Source organism: Paraglaciecola marina, assembly GCF_004360155.1.
Taxonomy (GTDB): domain Bacteria; phylum Pseudomonadota; class Gammaproteobacteria; order Enterobacterales; family Alteromonadaceae; genus Paraglaciecola; species Paraglaciecola marina.
This window is the reverse complement of record NZ_SAIS01000010.1, coordinates 25,253-49,539: the sequence shown is the minus strand read 5'-3', so window position 1 is coordinate 49,539 and position 24,287 is coordinate 25,253. Positions and strand designations below refer to the sequence as shown.

Below are 24,287 nucleotides of genomic sequence, written 5' to 3'. Positions count from 1 at the left end.
GAAGCCTCTCTATGAAAATTGCCATATTAGGTGCAATGGATGAAGAAATAACACTTCTTCAAGACTCACTTCAACAATGTAAAGAACAACATGTAAACCACCTAAAAGTGTATACAGGCAAACTTGGCTCCATTGACGTTGTGCTCGTCAAATGCGGTATTGGCAAAGTTGCAGCCTCTGTTTCCACCACATTATTAGTCAAGCAATTCTCCCCAGACTATGTCATTAATACCGGTTCGGCTGGCGGCTTTTCCAATCATTTGAGTATAGGTGACATTGTTATTGCAACTGAATTACGACATTTTGATGCCGACTTAACTCACTTTGGTTATGAAATAGGCCAGTGTGCTGGAATGCCCACCCACTTTGAATGTGCAACAAAGCTGGTTGATGCAGCTTATAACCAAGCCAAGAGTATGACTAACATTCAAGTTGAACTTGGATTAATTTGCACTGGTGATTCATTCGTTGGAAGTGATCAAGCTGCGGCTACAATTCGGAAAAACTTTCCAACAGCCTGTGCCGTAGAAATGGAAGGCGTCGCTATAGCTCAGAGCTGCCATTTACTTGGCGTTCCCTATTTAGTAATACGTTCGTTATCAGATATAGCAGGAAAAACATCGACGGTTTCGTTCCAAACCTATTTAGAAAAAGCGGCTAAAAACTCAGCAGAGCTTGTGATACAAACAATTTTAACTCTGAAGTAAACTAGAGTCGTTATGTCTAATTTAATCGATATACTAATAAGTGAGCAGCTACTCGCTTATTGGGTATTGGTGTTAGTTGTACTAATTGAAAAATTCATATACTTGCCTGAAAAATATCATCCTCTCACATTACTCAAGCTAATGGCTCAAGGCATGGCAAACAAGGTTGTGCCCTCTAAACCAAGGCAAATTCGGCAGCAACAAATAGCCGGAATTTTAGCCCCCTTAACCTTTTTACTCCCTGTATGCACAGTTATTGCTGTATTTATTTTACTGTCTCAATTCCCGCTATTTTTTGAAAGTATCATGCTTTTGACAGCGTTAAAATTTGAGTATGTTATTAAACAAACCCAAAAGATCAACCAAGCCTTAAGATCTGAGAAGAAAATTCTGGCTCGGCAAATGCTGTCCCCCATAGTGCTACGTGAAACTGAAAAACTATCCCCAATGGGTATAGTAAAAGCCAATATAGAATCAGTTTTATTACGATTTTGTTACCAATATTGCTCCGTTATATTTTGGTACCTTATTGCCGGAGGAGTTGGAGCCTTAGTCTATAGGGTTTTATATGAATTAAGCCACTCTTGGAATGTTAAGCTCATTCGTTTTAGATATTTTGGAGGACCAACTAGGAGGTTAATAAATATATTACAACTAGTACCATCATGCCTAACTTGTTGCAGTATCATGTTGGCCTGTAACCTCAGATTAGGAGCTGCAGCTTTAATTCAAGGAAAAAGCTATAAAAGTTTATCAATGTTTATCTTGAATATTTCGGCTTCAGCCATGGGCATTAACTTGGGAGGGCCTGCCTACTATAATAATAAAAAGATAAGAATGCCAAGCTGCGGGCCGCCAAAACAAGTTACTTTAGCAGACAATCAAAGAGTACTAATCATTATTAACAGTGCAACTTGGGTAACATTGATTGCTGCTTTGCTATTTTACTTCCTAACTTACTCAACAGCTCAAATTCATTAATCTAAGTTTAGTTTTTACCCTTATTTGCAATGCCATTGTTATAGCTTAAATACTTTACACTTTGGCTAAGTGTAATTAGTATCCTAGTTAATAAAATTACCTAGGAAATATAGATGGTTAAACAAATTATGTTTGGTTTTTTAAGTTTATTTGGGCTGTCTACACAAGCTTCTGACATGATTGAGCTTAGTCAAGCTGCAATACTTAATGATAAAAATTATTCATATATAGTAATCGATGTACGCAGCACAGAAGAATTTGCAGATGGACATATTCCTAGAGCAATAAATATTCCTTTAAGTGAAATTTCTAGCAACCTAGACCAGTTTCATAGTTTTACAGATAAAGAAATTGTTTTGTATTGTCGCTCTGGGTACAGAGCCAATAAAGCCGCTGGCATTTTATCCGATAATGGTTTTTCTAAGATTCATCATCTTGAAGGGGATATATTAGGCTGGGTTAAATCAGGGCTAGCAATAGAAAAATAATGCAGTATTTTTCTAAATATACCCACATACAGTGATTATTATGTGTGAAGATTTAGGCAAGGCCTTCTAAATTAAAGCAATAATAATAATCACAGAAACGTTAGCAACTTAAAGAAACCAACAAATTTCAATGGATATTACACTCACTACACCTGCTATGTTATTCCCAGCAATATCCTTATTGTTGCTCGCTTACACCAATCGTTTTTTAGCACTTGCAAGCGTCATTAGAAACTTTGATTTAGAAAAAGAAAACACAAACTCTAATGCACAAATCAAAAACTTAAGGCAACGAATTCAATTAATAAAAAATATGCAAGCCGCTGGCATTGCTTCCTTTTTTATGTGCGTGCTATCTATGCTAGCTATTTACGCCAACTACCAAACGGTAGGAAGCTCAATATTTGCTTGTAGCCTAGTACTACTCTTGTACTCACTGTGGTTGTCCGTAAGGGAAATACGCATATCCATAGAAGCATTAGACATGCATCTTAGCCAGTTAAATTTACCTGTAAAAAAGCGCGTATGGAATATTAAAAATCAAAAAAAATGATCTAATTTAACAGCTAGGTAAATTAAGAATATTGATACCTTGCTGTTTTGATTTTACGATTGTGATTTTAGCGTCACCATTAGAAAATATTTCAGCTGTGACTTTCTCCATCACAGCTCGCTCATTTTCGTTTACTGCCACTGCTATATGTATATCTTGCTGATTAACTAAATTCATTTTACCTAGCAAGGTGATACCAACCGCATCTTCCATGGTAAGTGAAGAGCCACTTATATCTGAGTAGTCAATTAATACCTTATCGTACTTTGCAATAACGCTTTTATAATCACTGCTTTGTAACATAAACAGCAAATCTAAAGCGTTTAGGGATCCTTCAATACTTACAATCGCAAATCCATCGTTTTCAGATATTTCAAACTGCATAATCTACCACCTATTTAAGAGTAAGCCTTTTTTAGCTTAGCTCAGCATATCCGTAACTACATAGAAATTCGTTATGAAATCATATGTATATATTAATAAAACAGGAAGGTCGTAAATAACATTAAGTGCTACCAAAGAAGTACCTACTAAACATTTCTATCAACCTCCAATTACCTTCAAAAATTAGCAAGGCAAAATCCATATATTCATCATGTATCTAGTCTAAATATGACTCCACAAAACCTAAAGCACCAAACAAAGGCAACACGGAACAATCGCACTTAAACAGTGCGACAATATGTATCAAAACATTAATCAGTAAATGTAATCCTTTGTTTTTAATGATAAAAAATTATGGCATAGGATTTGTTGTAATTTTGTCAATCATTTGCAAAATATAACTAAAACACTGGGAGTAACACCATGAAACTAGTCACAGCGATCATTAAGCCTTTTAAGCTTGATGATGTGCGAGAAGCAATATCTGAAATCGGCATCGATGGTTTGACCGTCACTGAAGTTAAAGGCTTTGGGCGTCAAAAAGGCCATACTGAACTATACCGTGGCGCAGAATATCAAGTAGATTTTTTACCTAAAGTAAAACTTGAAGTTGCCGTTCAGGATGATCAAGTTGAACGCTTAGTTGAAGCTATTGTTGGCGCAGCTAAAACAGGCAAGATTGGTGACGGAAAAGTATTCGTCTATGACTTAGAGCATGCCGTTCGAATTCGCACAGGCGAGACCGATGGCGAAGCCATTTAGATTTTGAGGAGAAGATTGTGGAAATTACTTTTGAGTTGGGCTACGCCCTAGATACCTTTTACTTTTTAATATGTGGTGCGTTGGTCATGTGGATGGCTGCTGGTTTTACTATGCTAGAAGCTGGCTTAGTAAGAGCTAAGAACACCACTGAAATTTTAACTAAAAACGTAGCGTTATATTCTATAGCTTGCATCATGTATATGGTTTGCGGCTATTCAATCATGTATGGCGGTGACGACTTTACTTGGTTCCTAAGTGGCATTACTGGTGACGGCGCAACAGGTGAAGCAGAGCCAGCTACTTATGCTCCTTCAGCTGATTTCTTCTTCCAGGTAGTATTCGTTGCAACTGCAATGTCTATTGTATCTGGTGCCGTTGCTGAGCGTATGAAGCTTTGGGCTTTCTTAGCATTTACTGTTGTATTAACTGGTTTCATTTACCCAATGGAAGGCTCTTGGACTTGGGGCGGTGCATCTGTATTCGGAATGTATACCCTAGGTGAAAATGGATTCTCTGACTTTGCAGGTTCTGGTATCGTACATATGGCTGGTGCTGCTGCAGCGCTTGCTGGTGTAATATTGCTAGGCGCTCGTAAGGGTAAATATGTAGACGGCAAAGCAAACGCTATCCCAGGTGCAAACTTACCTTTAGCCACTTTAGGTACATTCATCTTATGGATGGGTTGGTTTGGTTTCAACGGTGGTTCAGTATTAGCTACAGCTACTGTAGAAAGTGCAAATAGTGTTGCTGTAGTATTTATGAATACTAACGCTGCTGCTGCTGGTGGTTTAGTAGCTGCTTTATTACTTGCTCGCATCTTATTTAAGAAAGCTGACCTTACTATGGCTCTTAACGGTGCATTAGCAGGTCTAGTTGCAATTACTGCAGAGCCATCTACTCCTACTCCACTTCAAGCAACCTTGTTTGGTGCAATGGGTGGAATTCTAGTGGTATTCAGCATCTTAGCTTTAGATAAATTGAAAATTGATGATCCAGTTGGCGCTATCTCTGTTCACGGTGTAGTGGGCCTACTAGGTCTATTACTAGTACCAGTAACGAACTCTGATGCAGCTACTTTCAGTGGCCAATTGCTAGGTGCTGTTACTATCTTCGTATGGGTATTTGTAACAAGTTTAATCACTTGGGCAATTATCAAAGCTGTTATCGGAATCCGAGTCAGTGAAGAAGAAGAGTTTGAAGGCGTAGACATTAGTGAGTGTGGCTTAGAAGCTTACCCTGACTTTACATCTGGTCGTTAATATCAGAAAGCTTTAGAAAAATGGGATAATAACAATTACAAACTCCCTTAAAGAGATACCGAGTTAAGCCTCGGAACCTCTAAGCCAGGAAGGCCATAGCCCCGCAATTGCGGGGCTTTTTTCTGCTTGTAAATAACTAAGTACATAGTATTGCGAAATCCATGTATCCTAAACTATCAAACCTAAACGAGTTTAATTAATGAACCTTACCAACTTTGTTACTTCTTTTGTGTTCTTGAGTTTTGTTTTTCCTACTTGGTCATATGACAGAGTGACAGGTGAGTCATTTGCTTCTCGCTCTGAAGTAATAGCTGCCAATGGTATGGTGGCAACTAGCCAACCTTTAGCCACTCAGGTTGCTTTAGATATACTCAAACAGGGTGGCAATGCCATTGATGCAGCGATAGCAGCCAATGCAATGTTAGGCCTAGTAGAACCAACTGGTAGTGGCATAGGTGGTGATTTATTTGCCATAGTTTGGGATGCCAAGACTATGAAACTTTATGGATTAAATGCTTCAGGTCGCTCCCCTAAATCATTAACTTTGGAGCATTTTCAGCTACAAGGATTAGATAAAATACCAGCATACGGGCCACTTCCAGTTTCAGTTCCTGGTGCTGTAGATGGTTGGTTTGAATTACATCAAAAGTTTGGCAATTTACCTATGACTACCTTACTCTCGCCAAGTATTGAGTATGCTAAAAATGGCTTTCCTGTTAGTGAGCTAATTGCCCATTATATGCAGTCAAGTGTTCCCAAACTTGCCAAATTTCCCGGTTTTAAAGAAACCTATATGCCAAATGGTAAAGCACCTGTTAAAGGGCAAATTTTTACCAATAAAGACTTAGCCGTAACATATGAAAAAATAGCCACTGGTGGACGAGATGCTTTTTACAAAGGAGATATTGCTCAATCAATCGCAGCTTACATGGAAAAACAAGGAGGTTTTCTAAGTTATGAAGATTTAGCCAGCCACACATCGGATTGGGTTGAACCTGTTTCAGCCAACTACAAAGGTTACGATGTTTGGGAGTTACCACCTAATGGTCAAGGTATAGCGGCGCTACAAATACTCAATATTTTAGAAAACTATGATATCCAAGACATGGGTTATGGCTCAGAGCAGTATATTCATACTTTTGTTGAAGCTAAAAAACTGGCCTTTGAAGATAGAGCAAAATATTATGCAGATCCTAATTTCAATAACATTCCTGTCGCTCAGTTAATATCAAAACAGTATGCGAAGAAGCGTAGTCTGCTAATTGATAACAACAAAGCCGCCAAGCGTTTCGATGCTGGCTTAAATGACGGTGACACTATTTACCTCACAACGGCAGACAAAGAAGGCAATATGGTGTCACTCATTCAAAGTAACTATCGTGGCATGGGATCTGGTATGACACCCACAGGGTTAGGTTTTGTATTACAAGATAGAGGAGAGTTATTCAGCTTAGAGCCCGGCCACAACAATGTCTATGCTCCAAACAAGCGGCCTTTCCATACTATTATTCCTGCCTTTGTGACTCGTAATGGCCAGCCTTGGTTAAGTTTTGGTGTAATGGGAGGTGGCACCCAGCCACAAATGCATGCGCAGATCATTACCAACTTGATTGACTTTGGAATGAACCTGCAAGAAGCTGGAGACGCTCCGAGAATGCTACATTCAGGCTCAAGTCAACCAACAGGCACAAAAATGAGCGATAGTGGTAAGGTACACTTGGAGTCTGGTTTTGCCCCTCATGTAAGACGTAACTTGATTCAAAAAGGTCATATTTTACAAGATAGCGTAGGTAACTATGGCGGCTATCAAGCCATAATGCGTGATCTTGAAACAGGTGTTTATTTTGGCGCATCTGAAAGCCGCAAAGACGGACAAGCGGCTGGTTACTAATAAAGCTAAAATCATAACGACACTAAGTGTCGTTATGATTTGTTATGCCTTGTTGAGCGTTTTCTTGGCTTAAGTTAATCGCACTAATTGGATAGGGTATGACAATACCTTCGTCCTTGAATCTTTTATGTAATGCCTTTATAAAAGCCGACTTAATAAAGAATCGATTAAAATACTCTTGTGCTCTTAACATCACAGTAAAGTTAATGCTCGAGTTATCAAAAGTGTGAAATACCACGAATGTTTCATATTCAGGGACCCCCCATTTATGAGAATGTAAAATCTCTCTTGCCACCTCTAGCGTGACTTTTTCTACGTGCTCCAGGTCAGAATCGTAATGGACCCCAACATCAACGGGCACGGATAATTGTTTTTCAGGATAATAATAATTGATTAGTTTAGATTGAGCTAAAACACTATTTGGCATAATCACAATATTATTAGGCAGCATTTTTATCCAGGTTGACCGCCAGCCAATCTTCTCTACAAACCCTTGCTCACCAGAGTCTAACTCTACAAAATCCCCTACCCTTAAAGGTTTATCAGCTATCATTTGGAGACCGGAAAAGAAATTTTCCAAAGTAGGTTGTAATGCTAATGCCACAGCGAGGGAGCCAATACCTAGAGAAGCCACTATAGGTGTGATAGAAACACCCAGTGTACTAAGAATAACTAAAATACCAATGCAGTAAACCACAACCCGAGTTGTGCCCCGTATCAAGCTTCCGCTAGTCTTCATAAAGGGTGAGCTACTTTCATATTGACTCAGACTTAAACGGGAAAACTTATCGATAAATAAAATCAAAGCTAAAATTAATAACACTTGGCTAGAGGTATTTAATAAATCACTTTTGCTATCAGAAAGTGAAACATAGTTACTTAGGATAAGCTCCGCTATCTTCAAAGATATAGCAAAAATTAAGACACTGGTTGCTCTTGCTGCCGCTTCTAATAGCAAAGAGTCGAAAGCAAACTTAGACTTGTTAGTTAAAAAGCTTAAATAGAAAAAGACAATACGTTTACACAACCAAAGGCTCATAAATACACAAATAAAGGTCACTATTGAAGATAACCAAACGGGTGTTATATCAATGAGGTTTTTTATAAACTCTATAGTTTCTGGCATAAAGGTTTACCCTTTCTCAGTTCCTTGTATATTATTTTGTGCAAATAACACACCAATAGAACTTATATAGGCTTCAGCGGTATACCTGTGCTTTTAAAAACAAATATGCACCATAACAGCATGAATAATGCTCAATTATGGTTTGTGAGCTTTTGTTGACGTCGAATTTGTAAAGATAAGATAACAATTCTATTTCAATCTATTTCAATGCCTTCATCAGACGATTACTATATAGGCATAACCAAAGCCACATAACGACACTTTAAAGGTATTTGTGCTTATTCAAGTAAGAACGTATTAATGACTCAGGCTCAAAAAGGTATTTGTGCAGAGCCGAATCTGCATGCTCTATATTTAACGCTCAATGTTATTGACGATGACGCATCAGCCATGCGTAAAAAGATCGCTGAGATATTAGCCTTGTTTGCTCACTATGATGAAGAGTATTACGAAGCTATGGTCTCAGGCATAGTGGCTATTGGAACAGACTATTGGTATGAGCTGTATCCAAGGTTAATCCCTCAAGAATTATCCCCATTTCCCATTACGAATAGTGACGACCGTAATGCACCAGCTACACCGGGTGACCTGTTTATACAAATAAAAGCTGACCGAATGGATATCTGTCATGCCATAGGAGCTGAAGTCATTCAATTACTGCAACCCCATGTGGATTTATATGAAGAAGTAAGAGGCTTTCGTTATCTAGATGGTAGAGATTTAACAGGCTTTGTTGATGGTACTGAAAACCCAAAAGGTATGCGTAAATTTTCAGTAGCTCTAGTAGGTGATCAGGACCTTAACTTTACCGGTGGTAGCTATATCCATGTTCAACGTTACCGGCATAATATGAAGAAATGGCAACAACTAGAAGTCTCTGAACAAGAAGAGGTTATAGGACGGAAAAAAGCAGATAATATTGAATTTAAGAGCGATAACATTGCCCCATTTTCTCATACAGTACGTACTTCTTTAAAAGATGAGTATGGCAACAACCGTGAGGTACTCAGACAAAATATGCCCTACGGTGATATGACAATTCAAGGCTTATATTGTGTATCCTGTGCTAAAAGTCCACAACCTTTTACTGAGATACTCACAAGTAGAATTGTTGGTGATGAAGAAGGAAACTATGACAAGTTTCTAGACTTCACCAGCGCTGAAACTGGCGGTGCGTTTTTTGCTCCTTCAATTAACTTTATTAAACAGCAGGCTAAAGAGTAACTAAGAAAATTACTTATGTATGAATACTCAGGAAAATGCTCTTGTGGAGAGGTTCAGGTCAAATTAAGCCTGCCCAAAACCTTATCAAATTATTCACCTAGGGTATGCGATTGCGATTTTTGTAAACTTCAAAAACTTGAGTATTTATCGGATCCCCATGGACAAATCACCCTATCTAATCAATTTCAATTAAAGTGTTACAAACAAAGTTCAGGGCAAGCAAGTTTTTTACGATCTCCATTATGCCAAACGTTTCTGCTTACCACATACACTCATAAGAACAATAGGCTAGCTAGCCTCAATGCAACCGTCTTAGAACAGTACTGCGAGTTGCAGCCTCCAACAACCATATCCCCAAAACTCCTAAGTTCAACAGATAAAGTGAATCGATGGCAACAACTATGGTCTAAATTGCTAACCTTAAGCTAAAGCAGAATAGAACCATCCCAATCTTTTGGTAAGTCTGAATTCATTAATACGTCGCACTGAAATAAATGGTGTTTTGCTAATGTGTCACCGGGACTAATTTCTATAGCTCTTTGAAAAGATTGTTGGGCCTGATCCCATTGCTGTAGTTTTCGGTAAGTTATGCCAAGCTTAATAAACTCAGCATTAGCTAACTTTAACTGTTTTACTTCATCAGCTTGATGGTCAATCACTTCATATATTTCAATAGGCGTTTGTCTTCCTTTAACTCTTACCCAATCTAAAAGTCTGTATTTAAATACCCCATCTGCATCGGCTTGCTTAAGCGTTTCAGCACTTACCACTATATCCGTAAAGTATTTAGGCGCTAAGGCTTCAAGTCTAAAGGCAATATTTACAGCGTCACCAATTACAGTAGTGTCCATTCGGTCTTCTGAACCTACAGTGCCAATAATTACGGGGCCAAAGTGCACCCCAATCCCAATATTAACAGCCGGATAGTCGCAATTCGCTCTATGCTCGTTATACAGAATAATAGCCTCACGTAATCCTAATGCCGCACGAATTGCATCCTGAGCTTTATCTGTATTAGTTCCAGCTGGCCTATCGAACAAGGCCATTACAGCATCACCAATAAACTTATCAATAAAACCACTATTTTGATGAATGGGGTCATTCATTCTTAAGAAATAAGAATTAAGAAAATTCATCAGCTCCTGAGGTGTCATATTTTCTGATAGCCCTGTAAAACCTCTGATATCAGAAAATAGAATCGCTAGTTCATCTTCATCTGCACGGCCAAGCTCAAGAGTGTCAGAGCCGTGCTTAGCAAAATGATCTACGAATTGCTTAGGAACAAACTTACGAAAGGTTTGATTGAGACGCATTGCTTCATCAGCTTTATCTTCAAAACTAGAGTCTGCGGCATCTGATGGTTTATTTGTAGCAAGTGGGCTTGCAAATTTAACAGCTTTATTTTTCAATATCTTTTTGAGTAATACCACCAGCACTATTGTGTAAATAGCAATAATCCCTAGCAATGCTAATGGTATTGGCTGTAAAACTTGCGCTAACACTAGATAAGATTCACTTGTATTTGATGCTGTAAATATCTAAAACTATCCAACTTAATATTATCCGCACTTCTCTGCAACCATAGCAAACACTTGATCGGCTATCGCTAATGTTTCTTCAATTACATCATCGTCATGCATAGCGGATACAAAGCCTGCTTCGTAAGATGCAGGGGCTAGATAAACACCTTTTTCTAGCATGCCATGATAAAACAAATTAAATTGCTCTGTATTACAACTAATAGCTTGTTGATAATTTGTGACCCTCTCAACATCAGTGAAAAACAGCCCAAACATGCTACCTGCGTAATTAACAGACATCGGAATACCATATTTGTTCGCTAAAGATTTAAAGCCTTCAGCCAAATTTTTAGTAGTCGCAGTTAGTTTTTCATATAGGCCATCTTGTTCTATTTCTGACAAAGATGCCATTCCTGCTGCCATAGCAACTGGGTTCCCAGATAAGGTTCCGGCTTGATAAACCGGGCCATCAGGTGCGATACACTTCATGATTTCAGTTTTACCACCAAAGGCACCTACTGGCATACCGCCACCAATCACTTTACCTAAACAGGTTAAGTCTGGCTTAATATTATATTTTTCTTGAGCGCCGCCTCTTGCAACACGGAATCCGGTCATCACTTCATCTAAAATAAGTACCGCACCATATTTGTCACAAATATCCCTTAAACCTTCCAAAAACCCATCCACTGGTGGAATACAGTTCATATTACCGGCGACGGGCTCAACAATAATACAAGCGATATCTTCAGGATATTCTTTGAACGCGGCAGCTACCGAGTCCAAGTTATTATATTCCATGGTCAAAGTATGCTTAGCGAAGTCTACTGGAATACCTGGTGAACTTGGTACACCTAAAGTTAGTGCACCAGACCCTGCTTTTACCAACAAGGCATCTGCATGCCCGTGATAACATCCCTCAAACTTTAAAATTTTATCTCGATTGGTATATCCCCTAGCCAATCTAATGGCACTCATAGTGGCTTCAGTACCAGAGTTCACCATACGTAACATTTCCATAGAAGGCACCAGTTTAGAAACCTTTTCAGCCATCTGAACTTCAATTTCTGTGGGCGCACCAAAACTCAGGCCATCTTGGGCAGCATCAATAACCGCTTCACGAATTTTAGGGTTATTGTGACCTAAAACCATAGGTCCCCATGACTGCACATAGTCGATATAACGCTTACCGTCAGCATCATATAGGTAAGGACCGTCTGCTTTACTAATAAAAGGCGGGGTACCTCCCACAGCTTTAAATGCTCTAACGGGAGAGTTTACTCCACCAGGAATATGTTCTTTGGCACGAGTAAATAAGCTTTCTGATTTGTTCATAATGTCTTCTTAAAATTTTATAAAATTGACTAGCTTCTGCTAATTCAGGTATTAGGGATTTACATGCCAATGCACGTCACGATCAAACTGAGATACGATATTTTCGACCCCCAATGTTAAGGCAAATAAGGCCATTCTCACTAACACACCATTATCGGTTTGGCGAAAAATAGCTAAGTTAGGGTTTAAATTGAGATCGTTATCTAACTCATTGGCTTCTGCTCGTGAATCACGGGGAAGCGGATGCATGATCACGGTTTTTGATTGGAAGTGCTTAGTGTAAATTTGTTGATTTAAACGAAACTTACCTCGATATTGATTCGCTTCTTGTTGCGATGGAAAACGCTCCTCTTGAATGCGAGTTTGATAGCAAATGTCAGCATCTAGGCTGCCCTCAAACTGCTCAGTAACTTTATACTGATGGCCGGCATTCTCTATTGCATCAATAATTGCAGCTGGCATCGACAGCTCTTTTGGCGAAATCAAGGTAAAACGCACATTTTTAAACAGGCATAGTAATTTAGAAAGAGAATGAACGGTTCGTCCGTACTTTAGGTCGCCAATCATCGCAATGTGCATGCCATCAATACCACTACCATGATCCTGTAACTCTTTTTGAATAGTATACAAATCTAACAAAGCTTGAGTAGGGTGTTCATTTGCACCATCACCACCATTTATCACGGGAATACGGCTTCCCTGTGCAAACTCAGCTACCGAACCTGTATCTGGATGGCGCATAGCAATGATATCTGAGTAACCACTTAATACCCTGGCCGTGTCATATAAAGACTCGCCTTTTGCCAAAGCAGAATTACTTAAACCTGTTGTTTCGCGAACTTCGCCCCCTAATAAATTAAATGCGGTGCCAAAGCTCACTCGAGTTCGAGTGCTAGGCTCAAAAAACAGGTTTCCCAAAATAGCGCCGTCTAAAACCGTGGTTCGTTTCTGCCTTTTTGCATAGGGCAACATTTGATGTGCAACAGTAAAAACCTGCTCAATTGCCTCTCGGTCAAATTGATTTACCGACAGGATGTGACCACCTTTAAAATTCATAAGACCTATAACTCAAACTCTTGACATAAGGAGCATTTTATCAAAATAACAGCTTAGTCCCTAGCGCTAAAAGTCTACTCTATAATAAATAAAGTCATAAACTGGCTATTTGGGTCAGGAAGGTAATCACCAAAAGGGCCACAATATTTAAAACCATGGTTGATATATAGCTGACGAGCTGGTTTAAAAAAATCTTGGGCTCCTGTCTCTAAACTTAATTGGTGTAGCCCAATACTTTGAGCATGTTGAATAATATGTTGCAACATCTTAGAAGCCACGCCCTTACGAACATGATGCTCAGACGTGCGCATTGATTTAATCTCGCCTTGTGTAGCGGATAATATCTTTAAAGCACCGCAACCTAGCAATTCATCTCCTTGCCAACCACTCCAAAAGGTCACGTTAGACTGACGTAATCCAGATAAATCTAAGGCATGGACGCTTTCACGTGGAGAGGTGGCAAACATGTCATCTAAATGCTTTTGTAATAACTGTTTAATTTGGGGATGGGTTAAATCATCTACTTTTATGTTCATAAAAAAGCCCACGCTATTATCATTCTATTGAAATGATAATAGCGTGGGCCACTGGGTTTTAATATTATTGTTTTTGCTGATTACGGCTCTGGCGATGACTGTTCACATTGCGCGACTTATTCTGCGCTTTGTAGTTCTGTCGATTCGAGTTAGCCCGACTAGTTTTATAACTTTGTTTAGTCGATTTAGTCTGGTTTTGGCGGTTATAGTTTGCTGTTTGAGACTGTGATTTATCAATTTTACTAGCCTTATACGTGGCATACTGTTGAGACTTAGGCTTATTTTTTTCAGTTAAAACCTGTTTGTTTGTGCTCGTATACTGCTTACCATTCGTTTGATTTACCGTAGACTTCTTTTGATGTGACTGGTACTTACTTTTTGCATAATTTTTACTGCTATCTTGTTGTACTTTTTTAGTCTGTAAAGCCGTTTTAACGCGCTTACTATTTGACTTCTCTTTTTGTGAATGGTTCTCATATTTGATAGTCCGCTTTTTATTATTCTTATTGCTCCCTGTATTATCTTTCACAATCGCAGAACGACCATTTTTATTATTACTAACATAAACAACTTTTTGACCATTTTTGTGATACTGCACACCTCTTCTGTGTTTAGTATTATGAGTCCAACGTTGTGAATCTCTAATCTTTACTTTTTGGCTTTTAGTTTTATGTTGTGACCAATACTTGGTTGAGTGACGGCGATAATTATAATCAGCAAACACATGACGTTTAGGCCAAAAGAAGCCACCAAAATAAAAGCTAGGACGAATGTGAAAACCAATACTCCAATAAAAACCTGAAACTAAAACACTATGGAGAGGCCTATGCCATCTATGTGGTTGACTGTGATGCCACCACCAACTGCCATATACCACTCGAGTATCGTAATAAGGTATATATACCACCTCTTTTTGCACCGGCTGAATAATAATTTCACTATCTTGCTGCTCCACATCTAGATATTCATTATCCCTCAAAGTGCCTAAGGCATAGGCTTTTTGACGTAAGGTTTGAATACTAGATAACACTTGCTCTTCATTAAACAAGAATGCTTCACCTAACCGCTGCAACCACTGCAAATCATCACTTAAAGTTTGTAATAAATCATTAAAAGGAACAAGGGCTTGAACACTGGGATCCCAGTCTTGAGTTTCAGCATAATTTAAGGCTTGCTCTGCATCTAAAGTATCATTTGCATTGCGCCACCTAGCAGCTTGAACCACTTCTAAAGGATAGGTAGATGCAACCAAAATATGAGATAACAAAGTGTCAGGATATAGAGCGATAGGTGCCAACATTTGGTCCACTTCAGCTTGATCTAAGACGGAACCTAATTCATTAACTGAAGATGTGTCTTGTTCATCTGCTTGCGCTAATTGCACCAGACTTCCCACAACTACACATAAAATGCATAAATATATCAGCAGGTACTTTTTTTGATTTCCCATATCCTTTTCCTCTTATGACTTTTAAGAGTTCAACAAATAATTGCAGAACAAATCGTAAGAGTAGTTATACGCTGTGTAAACTTAACAGTGACTGAATACAGACTGAAATTTGTTATTAACGAAACAAAAGAAATTAGTTAGCGCTTGATATATTGCTCGGGAGTAAATTGGTGCCCCAATTTCTCGGTTTTAGTTTGAATATAATAACGATTGTCATCAGTTACACCATGGTCAATTGGCACACGTTCGGCTACATTGAACCCCATACGAGTTAGGGCCACACGCTTTTTAGGGTTGTTAGTCATTAATTTAATATTTTGTACTTTTAGGGTCTGCAGCATTAATTGGCAAATGCTGTAGTCTCTTAAATCTGCGTCAAATCCCAAATGCTCATTAGCTTCTACAGTGTCCATGCCTTGGTCCTGCAATTTGTAAGCTTTGATTTTATTAAGTAAACCAATCCCTCGACCCTCTTGACGTAAATACAGCAGCACTCCTTTGCCATTTTTTACAATATTTTGTAAGCCTTTTTCAAGCTGAGCACCACAGTCACATCGAGTACTGAACAAAGCATCGCCAGTTAAGCACTCAGAATGAATACGCATAGGAATAACTTCTTCTATCGACCATTCACCGTAAGACAAGGCTACATGCTCTTGACCAGAATCTAGCTCTTCAAATCCATGAATTGTAAATTGGCCCCAACGAGTAGGTAATTTTGCGGAACTTACATATTGATACTTTTCGGCACTAGTGGTCATATTTTTCTATACATACTTCAAATAGGGTAAAAACTTGCTGGGTGTGTATACCTTAGAATATTCGCCAAAAAGGCTAGACCTTGTATAAACCAACCAGTACTTACACTTCTATGTAATCTATCCAATTGTATTCAATATAGATCAGTCAATGACACGCATAAAAGTACCAGTCTATATGGGCACTATTACTTTGTTTACAAGAGCTTTACTTTTATGATGCCAGAATTAGTACTGCTGAAATTCTAAAAGAGGCATAGGCTTAGCAATGCCATACCCTTGGGCAAAATCAATTCCAGCCTTGCCTAATGCCACCATCACCTCAGTAGACTCTACAAACTTAGCCACAGTTTCCATACCCATAGCTTTAGTAATGTCGTGAATAGAATTCACCATAGCCAAATCAATGGGATCCACCAAAATATTTTTCACAAGACTTCCGTTAATTTTTACTTGGTCAATGGGCAAGCTTTTTAAATAATTGTATGACGTTATGCCGCTACCAAAATCATCCAAGGCAAATACGCAACCTAACTTCTGAAACGTATTGATGAACTCTATGGTTTCTTCCATCCTAACAATGGCCATGCTTTCAGTAATTTCGAAGCTTACTTTATGGTAGGGAATACTATGCTTTTCAAATGCATTTAAAATAAATAACTTAAATTCCTTATCACCTATAGAATGACCACTTATATTAATACTAACTTGGGTTAATTCATCTAGGTGTACAGGATGTTTTGTTAGCCAATTGAAATAATACTCAATTACCCATCGGTCTATTTTAGCAGACAAACTATAACGCTCAGCCGCTGGTAAGAAAGCTTCCGGTAAAATAGCTTTTCCATCTAATTGGGTCATTCTAAGTAATAGTTCATATTGATGACCAGTGTTCTTTTTACTTAAAGGCAAGTAGTGCTGGTAATACAATTCAAACTGTTCATTTTGTAAGGCCTCGTTTATTTTGGAAACCCAAGACAACTCCTTATCGTACCTTTGCATATGTTTATCATCAGCAGAGAATGTATGAATGTGATTACGACCCTTCTTCTTGGCTAGAAAACATGCAGAATCGGCCATACTCATTAACTCTTCAGGAGTATTAATGTTTGGCTGCCAAGGTGCTTGCCCCACACTCCCCCCTAGCGTGAATACTTTATTTTCCCAAGTAAAACGAAACTCTTTTACAACATTTAGAAGTTCATTAGCTAGTAAATAGGCCATAGGTGCTTCATCACCTTCTAATAACACCGCAAACTCATCCCCCCCCACTCTTGCAAACATGCCTTTGCCTGAAACCACAGAGCCCAACTTTAAAGACAACTGCTTAATTAATAGATCACCTGCTTTATGGCCACAGGTATCATTTACTTGCTTAATCTGCTCCAAATCTAAATAAAGTAAGGTTAGATCTGTATTATGGCTTCTAGCTTGATGCAAGGCACTCTGTAATCGAGTATCGAACTCGCGACGATTAAATACTCCAGTTAACGAATCATGTGAGGCTAAATATTTAAGGCTCATATTTGATTGTTTACGTGCTGTAACATCAAAGATAGAACCAAATAAATAACGTTCATCATTTTGTTCTTTTATTTGCCCTGATATTGAAAACCAAAACTCACTGCCATCTTTGCGAATACCTTTAATTTCTTTACCAATCACTTTTCCGTTTTTATGAATTTCACCCAGTATTAGCTCACGGTCTGAAGAATCAGCATAAAACTCATCGGCATTGTTCACCCGAAGCAGCATTTCTTTAGAGTTTTTATAACCAAATAAACTACACATTGCAGGGTTCACAGATACAAGTTGTCCATCCACTTTAGAGGCATACAAGCCTTCTGCAGAATTTTGAAACAAATCGTAGTAATGATGCAAATCGGTTATAGCTGTTTGTTGCTTTAAGTGATGTCGCTTTATGATTACACGTTCGTGCGCTTCTATCGACAAAGCAATTAATATCATACCTAGTATGATAAATACGGTAAAAACAAATGAAACTGATTCAAATATTGGTACGGTAGCTAGGTACATACTAACGCGAGTAAAGCCACTAATTGCGATAAGCGAAAGCCCCCCCAAACAAGCTAAATTAGCGACTTTTTTATCACTTTTGTTATAAATAAACGCCATAATTAAAATAATCAGACAAGATAATGCTGACATTAATACTGCGAAAATAATTTGACTATTGGTATCTGCCGAAAATGCCATTGCAACAGTCACAAACCCAAGAGCATAAAAAGAATGGCGCCATATTGTAGGTACGACTTCTAAGATGGAGAAGGTAACCTTAGCAATAGTAATCAACAAAACCCCAAATAATGCTGCATTTATATTTGAGATATAAGTTGTGAAACCGGTAAATTGACCCAACATGCCTTTGATGTTTAAAAAAAACAAAAAGAAAACAGCATTGGATACAGCAAACCAATAGCGTACAGGACTACGTAAAAATATATAGGTTGCGAAAAAATAGCCACCCAATAATGCTAAGCCACCACACACAAAGCCAGTTGCTAACAACAAAAGCTGCTCGTTAACAATTAAATTGGATTGTTTATTTAGAGTTACCGGAAATACAATGGGCCCATCGTCACGTACCTTGAAGAACACTTTAATAACCGGCTGACGAGGGTCAATAGGAACCATGAACAATCTATGTTCAATGGGCCGTTTAGAGAACTCACGTTTTGCTCCCATTAAATAGGAGCTTAAAATTCGATTTTTATCATCCAGTAAATATACGTCAACATAATCAAGTAAAGGGTTACCAATTTTAAAAACAAAGGGTTCATCGCTTGAAATAGAGCGGTATAAATCAATTGTACCCCACAAGCTTTTATCTTCTTTCAGTTTGTTTGGCATTGCATTCTGCTGCCAATTGTCAAGACCTTGAACATCAGATAACTGCACGTATTTATCTGTCTGCAACCAAGTTATTTTCTTCATAAGGTCAATGTGGTTAACTTCATCGTCAAAAAACACTTCTTCAGCTTGAGCGCTACTGATTAGCCAAAAGAGAACTACAAAAAATCTAATAATCAATTGATTTAACAACCTTATCTTCATACTTAACATCTAGCGCCTTATTGCTTTTTTATTGCATTGAATGCTTAAGGTACAAGTTTAACTACCAAATGAAACATCAAAACAGCCACCCCAACTTGGAGTAGGTTTACTATATTTACCATAAACAAGCATTTCCTCATATTGTTGTTTTATTTTGGATTAACTTTAGGTTAAGAATAAATTCATGACTAATTTCAAGTAGTCTTCCAATGTCTAGTTCACTATTTATAAAAACCATTTTTCGGTAACCTTAGCTTGACATAACAAACAGGTGCAGTAAGTTCCTTGGTATCGGAGTAATCTGAGGTACAGCAAGTATTATTCACCCCGATATGTTGAACATTAAAATATGATAGTGGCCCCTGAAGTGGTGACATAAGCAATACAAACATAGATCATATTGCGACTTAATTTACGAGTTTAGATCCATCAGGAAAATAACACCCAGCCAATTTAATGGCATAATCCCAAGCTATTAAGGGACACAATGAGCCTACTATGACAGAAGACTTTCAAAAAATTACCCACTTCATTATTGAAATTGAACAATTAAAAAATGTAGATAGAAAGATAAAGCCTGTTGGGGTTAATCGTTATGAAAATAGTGCAGAACACAGCTGGCAGATAGCGCTACTCGCGTTAACTTTACTGCCTTATGCCGAGCAAAAAACTGACGCTTTGACAGTAGTCACAATGTTACTGTTACACGATATTGTAGAGATTGATACAGGTGACAAATTTGCATACGATGCAAATCATGATGACTACGAAAATGAATTAGCCGCAGCAAAGCGCATCTTTGCAATATTACCCAAGCAACAAGGAGCCGCCTACCTAGACCTATGGATTGAGTTTGAACATACAAACACTCCAGAAGCTAAATTTGCCAAAGCCATAGATAGACTCATGCCTGTAATTCAAAATATTCACAATGGCTGTCAAAGCTGGCTTGAACATGATGTAACCATAGAGCAAATATTAGCAAAAAATAGTGCCATTGGAGATGCCAACCCCATACTTTGGCAATGGGTAAAAGAACAAGTGATAAAAAAAGGCACAAACGCTGGAGTAAGACTTAAATAGTTTTCTTAAACTCTTAGCGCCACACATAAAGCCTAATAATAGATAACAATTTTTAGGGAAAATTGGTCCTAAATAGTTTTAGTACGTATACATAGCAATAAACAACGAACCTATGCCTAAACTGGAAACTAAAATGATCACTTTGCACCATCTAAATAACTCCCGCTCACAGCGGATTTTATGGTTGTTAGAAGAGCTCAACCTAGACTATAAAATTCAGCAGTATAAGAGAGACAGTGAAACAAATTTAGCACCGGCATCTTTAAAATCAGTTCACCCTTTAGGCAAATCCCCCATCATTACCGATGGCAACATCACAGTAGCCGAATCAGGGGCGATTATTGAATATCTAATCTCAACTTACGGTTCAAAATTAGATGAAGAACAACTTACTCACCCCACAGCAGGCACATCTTCACACTGGCAATTCATTTACTGGCTACACTTTGCAGAAGGTACCTTAATGCCACCTCTTGTGGCAAAACTGGTACTTGATAAAGCCCGTGAAAAAGCCAAACCTTGGTTTGTGAAAATTATAGCCAATAAAATAGCTGATAAGCTTATGGACGCTTATTACGGCCCTATAATCAAAACAAATATGCAGTTTATTGAACAGCATTTGGCTAAAAACAAATGGTTTGCAGGAGAAAAACTAACTGGAGCAGATATTCAAATGAGCTTTCCTCTAGAGGCTGCAGTAGCAAGAGGTGCAGCTGCTGATTTACCAAACGTAACCCGTTTTGTAAAAGCCATTCACGCTCGCAGTGCCTATCAACAGGCTTTAATTAAAGGAGGACAATATGACTATGGGTAAAGTCTACCAAGCATAAGCTTACTACCCACCACAGGTAGGCAGTACTTTAAAATTTATGTGGAATGAGGTTTTACATTGTTCAATGTATTACTCTTCTTCGGTATCGTTATCAGTGTCTATCTCCAATCCCATTTCCTGCATTAGACGCCTTGCCTCTCTCGGAATACGCTGAGCGTTGTCTTTCTCAAGATCTTCATCATCGGGTAATGGCTGCCCAGTAAAGGCATGCAAAAATGCCTCACACAATAACTCAGAGTTAGTTGCATGCCGTAGGTTATTCACCTGACGTCTGGTGCGCTCATCGGTTAATACTTTCAGTACTTTGAGAGGAATAGAAACCGTGACTTTCTTAACCAATTCACTTTTTTTTCCATGCTCAGCGTAAGGATGGATATACTCTCCATTCCACTTTGTTGGATCTGCCATTACTAAAATTTACCAAGTTTTATCTTTCTTATACGGGGAAATTCTAAACATTACGCAGAAAAGGTCAACGATAGACTGCTAAACATCTTGACGGCTTTACATACAAAGCTTACTTTAGACGTCTAAACGGCTAAATTTATTTGGAGTACCTCAATGGTATCGTACGCACGCGGCATAGATGCATTAAATCAATCATTATCAGAAGTAAAAGATATAGATGTGTCTTTTGAATTCTTCCCTCCTAAAACTGAATCTATGGAGCAAACACTGTGGAAGTCAGTGGAACGTTTAGCGCCTCTAAAGCCTGCCTATATGTCGGTTACCTATGGAGCCAATAGTGGTGAGCGAGACAGAACCCATGATGTGGTAAAGCGTATTCAATCAGAAACAGGTATCAAATCGGTCCCCCACTTAACCTGTGTTGATGCTTCGCGGGAAGAGCTAATTCAAATAGCTAAAGATTATTGGGACAGCGGTATTCGAAAAATTGTTGCTCTTCGAGGAGACTTACCAGAAGGTATAGCTAAACCTCAATCTTATGCATCTGATTTAGTCACTTTGCTAAAAGATGTCGCTGATTTTGATATTGCTGTTGCTGCTTATCCTGAGAAACACCCAGAAGCACCTAATGCACAATTTGACTTACTAAATTTAAAACGCAAAGCGGATGCCGGAGCCACCGAAGCTATCAGCCAGTTCTTTTTTGATGCAGAAGTATTTTTACGTTTTCGTGACCGAGCAGCAGCAGCAGGCATTGATTTAGATATAGTGCCAGGCATTTTGCCCGTCACTAACTATCAAACCTTACAACGTTTTGCTGGATTTACGAATGTGCACGTACCCCAATGGTTACACAAAATGTATGGTGGCTTAGATAAAGATGATCAAACTACTCGTAACCTAATGGGTGCAAGTATAGCCATGGATATGGTGAAGGTACTAGCTAAAGAAGGCATTCGAAACTTCCATTTCTATACATTAAATCGTAGTGAATTGAGTTATGCCATTTGCCATATGTTGGGCGTTAGAGCAGACTAACAGTTAATTCCTGTAACGATTAGCCCAATCATGCCTAGTACTTTTATTTCAAAGACAAATATTATTGCCTTATTCAATCAGTGTAAGGCATTTTTATCTCTATTTATTAACCATGTTAAACAAGACAATATTACCGTGTCAGCGGGGCATCTAGCTTATGTGTCTTTATTGTCTTTAGTGCCCTTTATCATGGTGTTTTTTACTATTTTATCTGCTTTCCCAGCTTTTGCAGAAACAAGAGGTGAGATAGAAGAACTGATTTTCGAAAGCTTTATTCCCTCAGCTGGAAGCCAAGTTAGCACTTACATGACAGAATTCATCAATAATGCTTCTGGCATGGGTGCAATAGGGATTTTATCTTTAATGGTAGTAGCTTTAATGTTGATCTCTAATATAGATAAAACCCTAAATCGCATCTGGCAGTCAAAAAGTGAGAGACCTATAGTATTCACACTAGCCATTTACTGGATGGTGCTTACCCTAGGTCCTCTGCTTATGGGAGCGAGTGTTGCCGTGAGCTCGTATTTAGTGGGTTTAGCTAATTATGCAGAAGAATACACCTTTGGGTTCACAACCTTCTTATTAAAATTTGTACCGTTTTTGATGTCTATTAGTGCTTTTTTTATTTTGTATATGTTGGTACCGAACAAGAAAATTGAAGCCAAACACGCTCTAGCTGGAGCGTTTGTGGCAGCTAGTTTATTTGAGCTAAGTAAAAAGGGCTTTGCGTTTTATATCACTAGTTTTCCGTCATATCAGGTGATTTATGGCGCATTAGCTGTAATCCCAATCCTATTTTTATGGGTGTATCTATCTTGGATAGTAATTTTAGTCGGGGCTGAATTTACAAGGGTATTAGAATTATTTTTAGGTGAAGAGTCTGAGGATAAATTCTCTGAAGATGATGAGGAAACTTCTGTTTCCCCAACATAGGATAGCGCTACTCTCCCTGAATACTTGATATAAATTTATTAGATTCAGAAATGGCAGTGTTCATTTCTGATACTAATTGATTAATCTCTTTTTTTATCCCACTAAACTCACCTTGCAAAGCACCTATCGCGCTGGCGTTTAAGTTATGTTTTAGATACAAAACATTGTCTTTCAATGCAGACAAAACAGGAGCCATTTTGCTTTCAGCTTTACGCATTGCACTCACTAAAGACTTATAATTACGCTGTGTTTCTTTAAGCTTCATCTGGCTGTCACGCTTTAAAGTTTGGTTAGTGTAGGTTTCTAACTCCTCTAGCCACTCATCAAACAGTGCTTCAGCAACACTTTCAACTTTATCTATACGGCTAGTAACCGCTTCTGCCGATTCTTCGCTGGCTTCATATTGATCTTTTAACTGTTCATAAACGCTCTGAAACTCGCCACCGTCAAAGTTAATTAACTGGCTGAATTCATCTAATGCAGAGCTAAACTGTTGTTGTGCGTCTTCTTGAGACTCTTTAGCATCTTCAACACGATCGACAAGAATATCTCGCTTCTCTACTCCCACAGTTTCCCAAGCCGAATAATAAGCTTTTTGCGCAGTTTGACATGCGGCTAAGGTCAATATTATTGGAACTATAAGTAACTTTTTCATAATCACCCTTTATATTTCGCTGCGTCTATAATTGCCCAAACATGGAAGATAAACCCAAACACTGCCATAAAAAACAAAATACCGGTTGCTGCTAGCGCATAATTAACCCATACCAATAAGAAAAAAACGATGGCTGCTAATATTCTACCTTGTACCAATTGCCCTAAGCCTGCGATAAACACATTGCAAATTGCTGCGATAACATTACCGCCCGAACCTTGTCCCGCCATTTT

At 38.4% G+C, this 24,287-nt stretch carries 24 protein-coding genes; 12 read left to right on the top strand and 12 right to left on the bottom strand.

The window, feature by feature from the left end:
* The first annotated feature begins 11 nt into the window (after positions 1-11).
* From EOK74_RS14325 to EOK74_RS14310, 4 genes are all read left to right on the top strand, one after another.
* Positions 12-707 carry a 5'-methylthioadenosine/adenosylhomocysteine nucleosidase gene (locus EOK74_RS14325; RefSeq protein WP_133470712.1) on the top strand — a complete coding sequence of 232 codons (696 nt, stop codon included), beginning with the start codon at positions 12-14 and terminating at the stop codon, positions 705-707.
* A gap of 12 nt (positions 708-719) precedes the next feature.
* The gene (locus tag EOK74_RS14320) at positions 720-1,688 is read left to right on the top strand and encodes a cobalamin biosynthesis protein CobD/CbiB (RefSeq protein ID WP_133470711.1); all 969 of its coding nucleotides are present in this window, start codon (positions 720-722) and stop codon (positions 1,686-1,688) included.
* 113 nt (positions 1,689-1,801) lie between these two features.
* The gene (locus EOK74_RS14315) at positions 1,802-2,176 is read left to right on the top strand and encodes a rhodanese-like domain-containing protein (protein ID WP_133470710.1); all 375 of its coding nucleotides are present in this window, start codon (positions 1,802-1,804) and stop codon (positions 2,174-2,176) included.
* Positions 2,177-2,306: 130 nt separating this feature from the next.
* The gene (locus EOK74_RS14310; protein WP_133470709.1) at positions 2,307-2,729 is read left to right on the top strand and encodes a DUF2721 domain-containing protein; all 423 of its coding nucleotides are present in this window, start codon (positions 2,307-2,309) and stop codon (positions 2,727-2,729) included.
* A gap of 6 nt (positions 2,730-2,735) precedes the next feature.
* Here EOK74_RS14310 and EOK74_RS14305 read toward each other — a convergent pair whose 3' ends face one another.
* Entirely contained in the window at positions 2,736-3,113 is a 378-nt protein-coding gene (locus EOK74_RS14305; RefSeq protein ID WP_133470708.1) for a hypothetical protein, read from the bottom strand.
* 423 nt (positions 3,114-3,536) lie between these two features.
* On the opposite strand from EOK74_RS14305, the gene glnK reads away from it, so the two are divergent.
* From glnK to ggt, 3 genes are all read left to right on the top strand, one after another.
* Positions 3,537-3,875 (top strand): P-II family nitrogen regulator, encoded by a 339-nt coding sequence (gene glnK, locus EOK74_RS14300; RefSeq protein WP_006992692.1) that lies wholly within the window; start codon positions 3,537-3,539, stop codon positions 3,873-3,875.
* A gap of 17 nt (positions 3,876-3,892) precedes the next feature.
* On the top strand, positions 3,893-5,134 hold the full coding sequence (locus tag EOK74_RS14295; protein ID WP_133470707.1) for an ammonium transporter: 1,242 nt from the start codon (positions 3,893-3,895) through the stop codon (positions 5,132-5,134).
* 199 nt (positions 5,135-5,333) lie between these two features.
* On the top strand, positions 5,334-7,025 hold the full coding sequence (gene ggt, locus EOK74_RS14290; protein WP_133470706.1) for a gamma-glutamyltransferase: 1,692 nt from the start codon (positions 5,334-5,336) through the stop codon (positions 7,023-7,025).
* A gap of 22 nt (positions 7,026-7,047) precedes the next feature.
* On the opposite strand, the gene EOK74_RS14285 is transcribed toward ggt, so the two are convergent.
* Positions 7,048-8,151 (bottom strand): mechanosensitive ion channel family protein, encoded by a 1,104-nt coding sequence (locus tag EOK74_RS14285; RefSeq protein ID WP_133470705.1) that lies wholly within the window; start codon positions 8,149-8,151, stop codon positions 7,048-7,050.
* A 300-nt stretch (positions 8,152-8,451) separates the two neighbouring features.
* On the opposite strand from EOK74_RS14285, the gene EOK74_RS14280 reads away from it, so the two are divergent.
* Positions 8,452-9,375, top strand: coding sequence for a Dyp-type peroxidase (locus EOK74_RS14280; protein ID WP_133470704.1), 924 nt, complete (start codon positions 8,452-8,454; stop codon positions 9,373-9,375).
* A gap of 425 nt (positions 9,376-9,800) precedes the next feature.
* Here EOK74_RS14280 and EOK74_RS14275 read toward each other — a convergent pair whose 3' ends face one another.
* The 7 genes from EOK74_RS14275 to EOK74_RS14245 all read right to left on the bottom strand — a co-directional run bounded on the left by EOK74_RS14275 (position 9,801) and on the right by EOK74_RS14245 (position 19,105).
* On the bottom strand, positions 9,801-10,877 hold the full coding sequence (locus EOK74_RS14275) for an adenylate/guanylate cyclase domain-containing protein (RefSeq protein ID WP_133470703.1): 1,077 nt from the start codon (positions 10,875-10,877) through the stop codon (positions 9,801-9,803).
* Positions 10,878-10,934: 57 nt separating this feature from the next.
* On the bottom strand, positions 10,935-12,230 hold the full coding sequence (hemL, locus tag EOK74_RS14270; protein ID WP_133470702.1) for a glutamate-1-semialdehyde 2,1-aminomutase: 1,296 nt from the start codon (positions 12,228-12,230) through the stop codon (positions 10,935-10,937).
* A gap of 51 nt (positions 12,231-12,281) precedes the next feature.
* The gene (locus EOK74_RS14265; protein WP_133470701.1) at positions 12,282-13,286 is read right to left on the bottom strand and encodes an aspartate carbamoyltransferase; all 1,005 of its coding nucleotides are present in this window, start codon (positions 13,284-13,286) and stop codon (positions 12,282-12,284) included.
* 74 nt (positions 13,287-13,360) lie between these two features.
* Positions 13,361-13,822, bottom strand: a complete 462-nt coding sequence (locus EOK74_RS14260) for a GNAT family N-acetyltransferase (protein ID WP_133470700.1) — start codon at positions 13,820-13,822, stop codon at positions 13,361-13,363.
* A gap of 64 nt (positions 13,823-13,886) precedes the next feature.
* Positions 13,887-15,272 (bottom strand): DUF3300 domain-containing protein, encoded by a 1,386-nt coding sequence (locus EOK74_RS14255; RefSeq protein ID WP_133470699.1) that lies wholly within the window; start codon positions 15,270-15,272, stop codon positions 13,887-13,889.
* Positions 15,273-15,409: 137 nt separating this feature from the next.
* Complete coding sequence (gene ribA / locus EOK74_RS14250; RefSeq protein ID WP_133470698.1) at positions 15,410-16,033, bottom strand: GTP cyclohydrolase II; 624 nt, start codon at positions 16,031-16,033, stop codon at positions 15,410-15,412.
* Positions 16,034-16,258: 225 nt separating this feature from the next.
* A complete protein-coding gene (locus EOK74_RS14245) occupies positions 16,259-19,105 on the bottom strand; it encodes an EAL domain-containing protein (protein WP_133470697.1) in 2,847 nt (948 codons plus the stop codon).
* Positions 19,106-19,603: 498 nt separating this feature from the next.
* Here EOK74_RS14245 and EOK74_RS14240 point away from each other — a divergent pair, with 498 nt between their 5' ends.
* Entirely contained in the window at positions 19,604-20,188 is a 585-nt protein-coding gene (locus tag EOK74_RS14240) for an HD domain-containing protein (protein WP_133470696.1), read from the top strand.
* A 133-nt stretch (positions 20,189-20,321) separates the two neighbouring features.
* Positions 20,322-21,002: a glutathione S-transferase gene (locus tag EOK74_RS14235; RefSeq protein WP_133470695.1), complete on the top strand. Its 681-nt coding sequence runs from the start codon at positions 20,322-20,324 to the stop codon at positions 21,000-21,002.
* Between the two features lie 87 nt (positions 21,003-21,089).
* Here EOK74_RS14235 and metJ read toward each other — a convergent pair whose 3' ends face one another.
* The gene (metJ, locus tag EOK74_RS14230; RefSeq protein WP_133470694.1) at positions 21,090-21,428 is read right to left on the bottom strand and encodes a met regulon transcriptional regulator MetJ; all 339 of its coding nucleotides are present in this window, start codon (positions 21,426-21,428) and stop codon (positions 21,090-21,092) included.
* 153 nt (positions 21,429-21,581) lie between these two features.
* On the opposite strand from metJ, the gene metF reads away from it, so the two are divergent.
* Both metF and EOK74_RS14220 read left to right on the top strand, forming a co-directional pair.
* Positions 21,582-22,466: a methylenetetrahydrofolate reductase gene (gene metF, locus EOK74_RS14225; RefSeq protein ID WP_133470693.1), complete on the top strand. Its 885-nt coding sequence runs from the start codon at positions 21,582-21,584 to the stop codon at positions 22,464-22,466.
* Positions 22,467-22,496: 30 nt separating this feature from the next.
* Positions 22,497-23,399 (top strand): virulence factor BrkB family protein, encoded by a 903-nt coding sequence (locus EOK74_RS14220; RefSeq protein WP_133470692.1) that lies wholly within the window; start codon positions 22,497-22,499, stop codon positions 23,397-23,399.
* A gap of 7 nt (positions 23,400-23,406) precedes the next feature.
* Here EOK74_RS14220 and EOK74_RS14215 read toward each other — a convergent pair whose 3' ends face one another.
* Both EOK74_RS14215 and EOK74_RS14210 read right to left on the bottom strand, forming a co-directional pair.
* Positions 23,407-24,054: a DUF2959 domain-containing protein gene (locus EOK74_RS14215; RefSeq protein WP_133470691.1), complete on the bottom strand. Its 648-nt coding sequence runs from the start codon at positions 24,052-24,054 to the stop codon at positions 23,407-23,409.
* 2 nt (positions 24,055-24,056) lie between these two features.
* A complete protein-coding gene (locus tag EOK74_RS14210) occupies positions 24,057-24,284 on the bottom strand; it encodes a hypothetical protein (protein WP_133470690.1) in 228 nt (75 codons plus the stop codon).
* Between the last annotated feature and the right edge of the window lie 3 nt (positions 24,285-24,287).